Source organism: Leisingera sp. XS_AS12 (genome assembly GCF_041224635.1).
Lineage (GTDB): Bacteria > Pseudomonadota > Alphaproteobacteria > Rhodobacterales > Rhodobacteraceae > Leisingera.
Window position 1 is genome coordinate 75,882 of the sequence record NZ_JBGFGM010000063.1, and the last position, 9,601, is coordinate 85,482.

Annotated in this window: 8 protein-coding genes; 4 read left to right on the forward strand and 4 right to left on the reverse strand. The window is 67.7% G+C overall.

Translation table 11 applies throughout. The annotated features are described in order from the left end of the window. Positions 1–111 precede the first annotated feature (111 nt). From AB9K35_RS03225 to AB9K35_RS03240, 4 genes are all read right to left on the reverse strand, one after another. Complete coding sequence (locus tag AB9K35_RS03225) at positions 112–1,113, reverse strand: molybdopterin-binding protein (RefSeq protein ID WP_369924456.1); 1,002 nt, start codon at positions 1,111–1,113, stop codon at positions 112–114. Continuing rightward, entirely contained in the window at positions 1,110–2,090 is a 981-nt protein-coding gene (locus AB9K35_RS03230; protein WP_369924457.1) for an XdhC family protein, read from the reverse strand. Before AB9K35_RS03230 ends, AB9K35_RS03225 begins: the two co-directional genes overlap by 4 nt. An 81-nt stretch (positions 2,091–2,171) precedes the next feature. Continuing rightward, the gene (locus AB9K35_RS03235; RefSeq protein ID WP_369924459.1) at positions 2,172–3,422 is read right to left on the reverse strand and encodes a VWA domain-containing protein; all 1,251 of its coding nucleotides are present in this window, start codon (positions 3,420–3,422) and stop codon (positions 2,172–2,174) included. Between the two features lie 61 nt (positions 3,423–3,483). Next, positions 3,484–4,392 (reverse strand): AAA family ATPase, encoded by a 909-nt coding sequence (locus AB9K35_RS03240; protein WP_369924460.1) that lies wholly within the window; start codon positions 4,390–4,392, stop codon positions 3,484–3,486. A gap of 234 nt (positions 4,393–4,626) precedes the next feature. On the opposite strand from AB9K35_RS03240, the gene AB9K35_RS03245 reads away from it, so the two are divergent. The 4 genes from AB9K35_RS03245 (at position 4,627) to AB9K35_RS03260 (ending at position 9,591) form a co-directional block, all read left to right on the forward strand. Further along, the gene (locus AB9K35_RS03245) at positions 4,627–5,673 is read left to right on the forward strand and encodes a glycosyltransferase family 2 protein (protein ID WP_369924461.1); all 1,047 of its coding nucleotides are present in this window, start codon (positions 4,627–4,629) and stop codon (positions 5,671–5,673) included. A gap of 170 nt (positions 5,674–5,843) precedes the next feature. Further along, the gene (locus AB9K35_RS03250; protein ID WP_369924462.1) at positions 5,844–6,800 is read left to right on the forward strand and encodes a phosphoadenosine phosphosulfate reductase; all 957 of its coding nucleotides are present in this window, start codon (positions 5,844–5,846) and stop codon (positions 6,798–6,800) included. Between the two features lie 111 nt (positions 6,801–6,911). Continuing rightward, positions 6,912–7,958, forward strand: coding sequence for a dihydroorotase (gene pyrC, locus AB9K35_RS03255; protein ID WP_369924463.1), 1,047 nt, complete (start codon positions 6,912–6,914; stop codon positions 7,956–7,958). A gap of 268 nt (positions 7,959–8,226) precedes the next feature. Then, positions 8,227–9,591 carry a calcium-binding protein gene (locus AB9K35_RS03260; RefSeq protein ID WP_369924464.1) on the forward strand — a complete coding sequence of 455 codons (1,365 nt, stop codon included), beginning with the start codon at positions 8,227–8,229 and terminating at the stop codon, positions 9,589–9,591. Positions 9,592–9,601 lie beyond the last annotated feature (10 nt).

A 9,601-nucleotide genomic window follows, 5' to 3' on the forward strand; every position in this document is an offset into this window, starting at 1 on the left:
CCGGGCGCGGTGCGAAGTGTTTTTGCCCTTCTGGTCTGGGTAAAATTCACGTCAGCGACGCTTACCTATGGTTGCAAACCACCCCGCCCCGCCGACTTGTTCGCAATACGCTCAACCGGTGGCTTCACGGCGCGGCATCGGACGGGTGGGAATTTCCTTCAGCAGCCCGCCGATGCCCATTGCGGCGATGTCGTCTGACGAGACCTCCACCCCGCAGATCACCCGCTCCAGCACCCAGTCGGCACCGTTCAGAGCGGGCGAGCGGGCGCAGCCCGGCAGGCCGATCACCGGGCGGCCCTGGTATTGCCCCAGGAACAAGAGGTTGCCGGGATCCACCGGCATCCCGAAGCGGGTGACGCTGCCGCCCGCCCGGCGCAGCGCCTGCGGTGCCACGTCCATCGCGTCCGAGGTGGCAGAGCCAGTCAGCACCAGCAAGAGTTCTCCCGGCGCCTCGGCAATCGCCGCCGCCAGATCCGCCTCGCGGTGCGGCACCACCACGCGGTCCGACAGCGAAACGCCCATACGGTCGAGCCGCCCGGCCATGGCGGCGCGGCCCTTGTCCGGCGGGATATCCGCGCTGACGCGGGTTTCGATCAGCGTGGCGCTTGCGATCACCGGCGGCAGCACCCGCAGCGCCCCGGCGGCATCGGCGCAGGCCTGACGGACCAGAGCCTCGGCCACCGCATAGGAGATCACCTTGATCGTCGCGATCATGCCCCCCGCATCGGCGCGGTGGTAATCCGGCACCGTGGCGATGGTCAGCATCGGGTCGACCGCGTTGAAGGCCTGCAGCCGGGCGCGGTCCAGCCGCACCAGCCCGGCGTGGGCGGCGTAAAGGTTCACCCGCCCGGTGCCCGCGCCCGACACACGGATGCCCTGCGCCTCCGGCTCCGGCACCAGCGCCCGTGCCAGCGCCTCTGCCGCGGCGTCTTCGTGCAAATCGTCCGCGTCCAGCCGGGCAACGGTCAGGGTGTCCTGGCCCGCCGCCGACAGCTCGGCCAGGTCAGCGGCGCGCAGCAGCGTGCCCTTGGCCACCTTGCGGCTGGCCCCCTGCAGCGAATGCGCCAGGATCGCGCCCTCGGCCTGGGCGAGCGGAACGGGGCCGAATTTCATTGCGATTTGCCCCGCAGCACCGCGGTCATCTCGGCGAGGATCGAGACGGCGATCTCGGCCGGGCTGGCCGCGCCGATGTCGAGGCCCACGGGGCCGTGGATGCGGGCGATCTGATCCTCGGTGAACCCCGCCTGCTGCAGCCGGGCGACACGGGCGGCGTGGGTCTTCTTGCTGCCCAGCGCGCCGATATAGAAGACCTCCCCCCCCAGCGCCGCGGTGAGCGCCGGATCGTCGAGTTTCGGATCATGCGTCAGCAGCACCAGCGCCGTGCGGCTGTCGAGGCCGAGCTTTTCGACGGCTTCGTCGGGCCAGTCGTCCATCAGGGTTTCGCCCGGGAACCGCTCGGGCGCGGCAAAGGCGGTGCGCGGGTCGATGATGACGGGATCATAGCCGGCGATCCGCGCCATCGGCACCAGCGCCTGGGTGATGTGGACCGCGCCGACGCAGACCAGCCGCAAGGGCGGGTTGTGCACCGCGACAAAGGTCTCGCCGTCGTCTTCGATCCCGGAGCGATCCATGCGCATCCGGTCGGCATGGCCCTCGAGGCAGAGCCGCCGCGCGCCGGTGGCGAGGTTCACCTCGTAGGCCACCGGCCGGCGGGCGGCGCGGGCCGCGACGAGGTCTTCCAGCATGTCCAGCGGCAGCGCGGTGCCGACCGGCTCCACCAGCACCTTGATGGTGCCGCCGCAGGCCAGCCCCACGGCAAAGGCATCGGCGTCGCTGACCCCGTATTCCAGCAGCCGGTGCTGGCCGTCCTGCAGCGCCTCCAGCGCCTCGGCCACCACCGCGCCCTCGACGCAGCCGCCGGAGACGGAGCCCTCGATACGGCCATCGCCGGCGACCACCAGCTGCGAGCCCGCCCGCCGCGGCGCCGAGCCCCAGGTCTGCACCACGGTGGCCAGCGCGGCGCCGCTGCCCGCCCGGTGCCAGTCCAGCGCGGTTTCCGGGGCATTTTCAAAACGGGGCGGCTGCGGCATCTGGCTGTCTCCGGCAAGGGGCTGGGGGGGTCTGTCTAAGGTCGGCCTTAGCCCGCTGAATTTCAAGCCGCAACCGCGGCGTCAGCGCAGGCCCATCAGGCGGGCCTTTTCGCCGCTATCGCCTGGGTCGGCGATCACCTGCGCCAGATCCTGCAGCGAGGCGATGGAGTGGCCCGCGCGGAAGCTGTCCACATGCGGCAGCATCGCCCGGATGCCGGCCGCCTTGGGGGCAAAGCCGTCCCAGCGCAAAAGCGGATTCAGCCAGATCAGGCGGCGCGCCGACAGCTGCAGCCGCTGCATCTCGCGCGACAGCGCCTCCGCATCGCCGCGGTCCAGCCCGTCGGTGATCAGCAGCACCACCGCCCCCTGCCCCAGCACCCGGCGCGACCAGTCGCGGTTGAAGGCGTGCAGGCAGTCACCGATGCGGGTGCCGCCCTCCCAGTCCTGCGCCTCGCCCCCCGCGGCAGAGAGCGCGGCATCCACATCGCGCTGATGCAGATGGCGGGTGATATTGGTGAGGCGGGTGCCGAAGGTGAAGCCATGCACCCGCGCCCAGCCCGCGTCCCTGGCATTGGCGGCGGCGTGCAGGAAATGCAGGATGATGCGGCTGTACTGGCTCATCGAGCCGGAGATGTCGCAGAGCACCACCAGCGCCGGGCGGCGGATGCGGCGCTTGGCGCGGGCGATCGCCTGCAGCTCGCCGCCCTGCCGCGCGGCGATGCGCAGGGTCCGGCGCCAGTCGGCGCGCGCGCCCCGCGGCGCGGCCATCAGGCGGCGGGACTGGATCGGCGGCACCGGCAGTTTCAGCTGTGCCAGGATGCGCTTGGCGGCGGCGGCCTCGGCGGTGGTCATCTGCTCGAAATCCAGCGTGCGCAGCCGCTCCCGGGACGAGGCGGTGCGCGCGGCGTCGATCTGGATGTCGCTGCCCTCGGGTTCTTCGGCCGGGGTGTCGGGCTCGCTGGCCATGCCGTCCAGCAGCGCCTCTGCGGCGCGCTGCTCGGCGGGTTTGGCGGCGCGGTCCTGCTGCACGCCGCGGATCGCGGGCAGCATCGCCGCCATCATGTGTTCGAGATAGCGCGGATCCCGCCAGAACAGCCGGAAGACCTGGGCGAAGACCACGCGGTGCTCGGGCTTGGAGACGAAACAGGCGTGCAGCACCCAGTAGAAATCCTGGCGGCTGGTGAAACCCGCCGCCGCCACCGCCTCCACCGCGTTCAGCACCCGGCCCGGGCCGATGGTCAGCCCCGCCTTGCGCAGGGCGCGGGCGAAATGGGCGATGTTTGCGGCCAGCCGGGGGGTGTCCGGCAGCGGCAGAGGCGGATAATCCGGCATCAGCAGGTTCCATGGGGGCGCTGCCCCCATACCCCCGGAGTATTTGTGCAAAGGTGAAGCATCAGGCGCTGTCCAGACCGGCGCGGGCCTGGTCGAGGATGCGCTTGGCCTCGGAGCCGTGCAGGCGGGCGATGTCGTCCTGGTATTTCAGGATCGCGCCCAGGGTGTCGGCGATCACCTCGGGGCTGAGGGCGATGACGTCGAGCGCCAGCAGGCAATTGGCCCAGTCGATGGTTTCGGCCACGCCCGGCTTCTTGAACAGATCCTCGGTGCGCAGGGCCTGCACGAAGGCGACGATCTCGCGGCTCAGCGCCTCGCTTGCGCCCGGCGCGCGGGCGTGCAGGATCTCCAGCTCGCGGGGGAAATCCGGGTAGTCGACCCAATGGTAGAGACAGCGGCGCTTCAGCGCGTCATGCACCTCGCGGGTGCGGTTGGAGGTGAGGATGACGATGGGCGGCGCGGGCGCGGTGACGGTGCCAAGTTCGGGGATCGTCACCTGGAAGTCGCTGAGCGCCTCCAGCAGGAAGGCCTCGAAAGGCTCATCGGTGCGGTCCAGCTCGTCGATCAGCAGCACCGGCGGGCCGGCCTCATCCGGGCGCAGCGCCTGCAGGAGCGGGCGTTCGATCAGGTAGTCATCGGAAAACAGATCCGCCTGCAGCGCGGCGCGGTCGGCGCGGCCCGTGGCCTCGGCACTGCGGATGGCGACCATCTGGGCGGCGAAGTTCCATTCATAGACGGCGCTGGCGGCATCCAGCCCCTCGTAGCATTGCAGCCGGATCAGGCGGCGGCCGAGGGCAGCGGCCAGCGCCTTGGCGATCTCGGTCTTGCCGGTGCCGGCCTCGCCTTCGAGGAACAGCGGGCGGCCGAGTTTGAGCGACAGGAACACCACCGTCGCCAGCGCGCGGCCGCAGACGTAACCTTGCTGTGCAAGCTGCTGCTGGACCTGTTCGATCGATTGCACTGGCGGCATTGGCGGTTCTCCCCATGGTTGCTGCGCATCCCATGCCGACAACAGGCCACGGCAACGCCCTTGCGGTCAAGAGATGTCCGGGCGGTTGTAAAACCCCGGCAGCACGGTAGACTCTGGCGCAACCGATGGTCCCATGCGCATGGGGCCGCAGGTACGCAGGCAACAGGATACCCCCCGCATGACGCCCCAACCCCTCCCCCGTATTGCAGCCCCCGGCTGCCGCAGGTGAGCGCGATGCGTGCCCTGACTGTTCTGTGCGTGCGCAACGAGGCTGCCTTCCTGCTGGAGTGGCTGGCCCACCACCGCGCTGCGGGATTCACCGACTTCCTCGTGTTTTCAAACGATTGCCAGGACGGCACCGACCAGATGCTGGACCGGCTGGCGGAGCTCGGGCAGCTGACCCATGTGCGCAACGACGGCCCCTATGACCAAGGCGGCATCCAGTTCACCGCGCTGAAGGCGGCCGACAGGCACCCGCTGATGAAGGCGGCCGACTGGGTGATGGTGCTGGACATCGACGAGTTCGTCTGCGTCAAGACCGGCGGCGGGCAGCTGGCGGATCTGCTGGCGGCGCTGCCGCAGGCCGATGCCGTGACGCTGACCTGGAGGCTGTTCGGCAATGGCGGCATCGTGCGCTACGAGGATCGTCCGGTGACGGAACAGTTCACCCGCTGCGCGCCGGAGGTGATCCACTGGCCGTGGCGCGCGACGATGTTCAAGACGCTGTACCGCAATGATGGCACCTATCGCAAATGTGGCGTGCACCGCCCCCGCGATGCCCGGGACGCGGAGCGGCTGGCCCGGTTCCGCTGGTACGACTGCGAGGGGCGCGCGCTGGGGGAGGCCTTTCGCAAGCAACGCCTGTTCAACGACTACGGCCAGTCCAACACCCGCCTCGCCCAGCTGAACCACTACCCGCTGGGCGCGATGGAAAGCTACGTGCTGAAGGCCGACCGCGGCCGCGTCAACCGGCAGGCGGAGCTTGGCATGGATTACTGGGTAGAGCGCAATTACGGCAGCATCGAGGATGACGCGGCGCAGCGCCTCGCCCCGGCCCGCGCCGCGCTGCAGGCCGAGCTGATGGATGATCCGGCGCTGGCCCGGCTGCATCACGCGGCGGTGCAGTGGCGGCATGATCGCTTTGCCCAGCTGATGGAGCAGGAGACCTATCGCGCCCTGTTTGCGCGCCTGCTGATGACGCCGCCGTCGCGCCCGATCAGCCCGGCGGCGGCGGGGTTGCTGCGCCGCTTTGCGCTGCGCGCGCCGCAGGGCAAGGATTGAAGCGTCACGGGGGGGCGACGCGGCTGCGCTCTCGGCAGATCGCCGCCGAATGGGCGCTGCAAGGCCGCATTAACGCATGAGTTTTTCCAAATTTGGCCTTATTTCCAACCTAGCCTTTAACGGCAGGCAGCCCTGAAAGCGGCGCAGCGCGGGCAGTAAGGATGGCACAGATGCAGGATGGACTTGAAAACCTGGACGAGGATCTTTCCGGGCTCGACACCGCCCAGTGGAAGGCCCGTATTGCCGAGCTGGCCGAAACCAACGGCATGTACCAGCCGCTGGGCAAGCGGCATTTCGCGACCTTCATCGAACAGGGGGACACGCTGCTGGTCACCTTCGAGACCATGCAAGGCATCCACAACCTGTCCGACCTGGCGCAGCCGCTGGGTTTCGACCTGGTCAAGAACCTGGGCTGGTCGCATATGTGCGTAGTCTCCGACGGCGACACCTGGTTCCGCGACGAGCAGATCTATGCCTTTTTCGACCAGCTGATCGACGATGGCTTCTTTGACGAATTCGACAACGTGATCTTCTACGGTGCCGGCCCCTGCGGCTATGCGGCGGCGGCCTATTCCGTTGCCGCCCCCGGCGCCTCGGTGGTGGCCATCCAGCCGCAGGCCACGCTGGAGCCGCGGATGACCGAATGGGACGACCGTTTCACCGAGCAGCGGCGGCTGTGCTTCACCGACCGCTATGGCTATGCGCCCGACATGCTGGACGCCGCCGAACGCGCCTATGTGATCTATGATCCCCAGGAACGGCTGGACGCGATGCACGCGTCGCTGTTTGCCCGCAAGAACGTCACCCGCCTGCGCGCGATGCACATGGGCGAGGCCGTGCAGACCCGGCTGATCGAGATGGACATGCTGTACCACATCCTGTCGATGGCGGGCAGCGGCAAGCTGACGGCGACGGCCTTCTACAAGCTGTTCCGCAACCGGCGCAACAACTCCTACTTCCTGCGCAACCTGCTGGCGCGGCTGGAGCGGGACGACCGCTGCTACCTGATGGCGCTGCTGTGCCGAAACGTGACCGAACGGATGCGCGCGCCCCGGTTCCGCCGCCGCCTGACCGACCTGGAACAGCGGGCCGCGAACGGCGAATTCCACCTGCCCGCAAAACGCTGAGGGCGCACGCCTCGCAGCCCTCCGGGATACGTCGGGAGACCCGCGCGCGGACGCCCCCTGCGGCGCATTGCGCGGCTTCTTTTTCGCCCGCCCCTGTGCTAGGCGATCGGCATGACCCAGGACCTGACCATCCCCCGCCCCGACGACTGGCATCTGCATCTGCGCGATGGCGCGATGCTGGAGGCCGTGCTGCCCGAGACCGCCCGCCATTTCGGCCGGGCCATCATCATGCCCAACCTGGTGCCGCCGGTGGTGACCTCCGCGCAGGCCGCGGCCTACCGGGACCGGATTCTCGCCGCCCTGCCCGACGGCATGAGCTTCGAGCCGCTGATGACCCTGTATCTCACCGAGGACACCGACCCGGAAGACGTCGCCGCCGCCCATGCCAGCGGGCTGGTCAAGGCGGTAAAGCTTTATCCGGCGGGGGCCACCACCAACTCGGCCTCGGGCGTGACCAATTTCGACAATGTCCGCCCGGTACTGGAGAAAATGGCCGAGATCGGCCTGCCGCTGTGCACCCATGGCGAGGTCACCGATCACGACATCGACATCTTTGACCGCGAGGCGGTGTTCATCGACCGGGTGCTGGACCCGATCCGCCGCGCCACCCCGGGGCTGCGCGTGGTGATGGAGCATATCACCACCAGCAATGCCGCCGATTACGTGCGCTCGCAGGACAAGGATCTGGGCGCGACGATCACCACCCACCACCTGATCATCAACCGCAACCACATCCTCGTCGGCGGCATCAAGCCGCATTACTACTGCCTGCCCGTCGCCAAGCGCGAGGAACACCGGCTGGCCCTGCGTGCCGCCGCCACCTCGGGCGATGCGCGGTTCTTCCTCGGAACCGACTCGGCGCCGCACACCGATCCCAACAAGCTCAGCGACTGCGGCTGTGCGGGCTGCTTCACGGCCACCAACACTATGTCGCTGCTGGCGCATGTGTTCGAGGAAGAAGGCGCGCTGGACAAGCTGGCGGGCTTTGCCTCGGAGAACGGCCCGGCCTTCTACCGCCTGCCGGTCAGCACGCAGCGCCTGACGCTGCGCAAGTCAGAGACTGCGGTCGAGTTCCCGGCCAAGATCGCCACCGCCGACGGGCCGGTGACGGTGTTTGACCCCGGCTTCGAGGTGTTCTGGGCCGTCGCCGACGACTGAGCAAGACCCGCTGAACAGCTGCGCGGGCGCGCCCCGGTCGCCCACCCGCGCAGCTGTCTGATGACGGTCACGCCCCGGCCGCGTTGCGGCCCCCATCCGCCGTGACTGCGCTGCCGGACAACTGGCCGAATTGCCACACGCGTTAACTATCCCGCCAGCGATTCGGCTTTCGTCCTTGCAGGGAATCACCCCCAGAACGCAGGTTTCGCCCTATTGGTTTCTGTCGACAGATTGTGGCGGCAGCATTTCTAAAAAGGGCGCAAAAGGTATGACCACTTTTACATTCAGCGGTGCACGGGTAGATTTCGACGAAAACGGCGATCCGGAAACCGTCAAGACAGTCGAGGCTAATATCACGGTTCCTGCCGCTACCTCGACGTTCAGTTACTCGGTGATCGAAGAAGAAGATGATGGCGTCAGCATTATCGACATGAATGACAATGTCGTGCAGCCGATCCTTGATGGGATCAACATGGACAATCCGGGCTTCGACGTCCTGGCCGACGACACCCTGATCACGCAGATCAACTGGAAGAGTGGCGGCACCAGTGTCCTCCTGATCGTGTCGCTGGAAACCGGCCCAAATACCGACACCGAGTTCTACTTCGTGATCGGTGGAAAACCGCTGCCGAACGTCAGCTCGCCCGCGGACTGGGCGGCGGTCGAGGCCGATCTCGGCAACCTGGGGACCCCCACCGGCCCATACGCTCCCGGCGCCGACATCGCTTGGGCGGACATTCCCGGCGCCACTTCGACCGAGGAAGACGAATTCTGGGGCACCCCCGGTCGCGACAATTACAAGGGCGGCCAAGGGGATGACTACTTCATCAGCTCCGACGGGCGTGACACCTATAACGGCGGCGCTGGCGGCTATGACCAGGTGACCTTTGCGGGCGATCCGACCGGTGTGTTCGCTAATTTGAAGACCGGCCGCGCGACAGATGGCTGGGGCAAGACCGACACGCTGAAAAGCATCGAGATGCTGCGCGGCTCGGCCCATGACGACAAGTTCATCGGCAACGGCAAGGCGAACTACTTCCGCGGGCTGGCAGGCGAGGACACGATCAACGGCGGCGGCGGCCGCGACCAGGTGCGTTATGACCGCGACGAACGCTATGGCGGCGAGGACGGTGTGACGGTCAAGCTGAACAAGGGCTTTGCCATCGACGGTTTCGGCCACCGCGACACCCTCAAGAGCATCGAGGACGTGCGCGGCTCGGGCTACAACGACAAGATCGCAGGCAACAAGGGCCGCAACAAGCTGGAAGGCGAAGCTGGCAACGATCTGCTGCAAGGTCTGGGCGGCCAGGACAGGCTGGAAGGCGATGCCGGTCGCGACACCCTGGACGGCGGCACCGGCGACGACTGGCTGCTGGGCGGCGCCGGCGCGGATAAATTCGTGTTCAAGGGCAGCTTTGGAAACGACACCATCGGCGACTTCACCACCTCGGGGCGCAAGGAAAAGATCGACCTCTCCGATATCGGCAGCATCAAGCACTTCCGCGACCTGAAGAACAACCACCTGTCGGAGAACGGTGACGGCGACGTGGTGATCAGCGACAACCTCGGCAATAGCATCACCCTCGAAGATGTCTCGATCGCCGACCTGTCGGCCAACGATTTCATCTTCTGACCAGCTTCGG

What these genes read in the sequence shown, in the direction of transcription:
- AB9K35_RS03225 (WP_369924456.1), bottom strand. Translation starts at nt 1,113, where the DNA reads ATGAAATTCGGCCCCGTTCCGCTCGCCCAGGCCGAGGGCGCGATCCTG.
- AB9K35_RS03230 (WP_369924457.1), bottom strand. Translation starts at nt 2,090, where the DNA reads ATGCCGCAGCCGCCCCGTTTTGAAAATGCCCCGGAAACCGCGCTGGAC.
- AB9K35_RS03235 (WP_369924459.1), bottom strand. Translation starts at nt 3,422, where the DNA reads ATGCCGGATTATCCGCCTCTGCCGCTGCCGGACACCCCCCGGCTGGCC.
- AB9K35_RS03240 (WP_369924460.1), bottom strand. Translation starts at nt 4,392, where the DNA reads ATGCCGCCAGTGCAATCGATCGAACAGGTCCAGCAGCAGCTTGCACAG.
- AB9K35_RS03245 (WP_369924461.1), top strand. Translation starts at nt 4,627, where the DNA reads ATGCGTGCCCTGACTGTTCTGTGCGTGCGCAACGAGGCTGCCTTCCTG.
- AB9K35_RS03250 (WP_369924462.1), top strand. Translation starts at nt 5,844, where the DNA reads ATGCAGGATGGACTTGAAAACCTGGACGAGGATCTTTCCGGGCTCGAC.
- pyrC (WP_369924463.1), top strand. Translation starts at nt 6,912, where the DNA reads ATGACCCAGGACCTGACCATCCCCCGCCCCGACGACTGGCATCTGCAT.
- AB9K35_RS03260 (WP_369924464.1), top strand. Translation starts at nt 8,227, where the DNA reads ATGACCACTTTTACATTCAGCGGTGCACGGGTAGATTTCGACGAAAAC.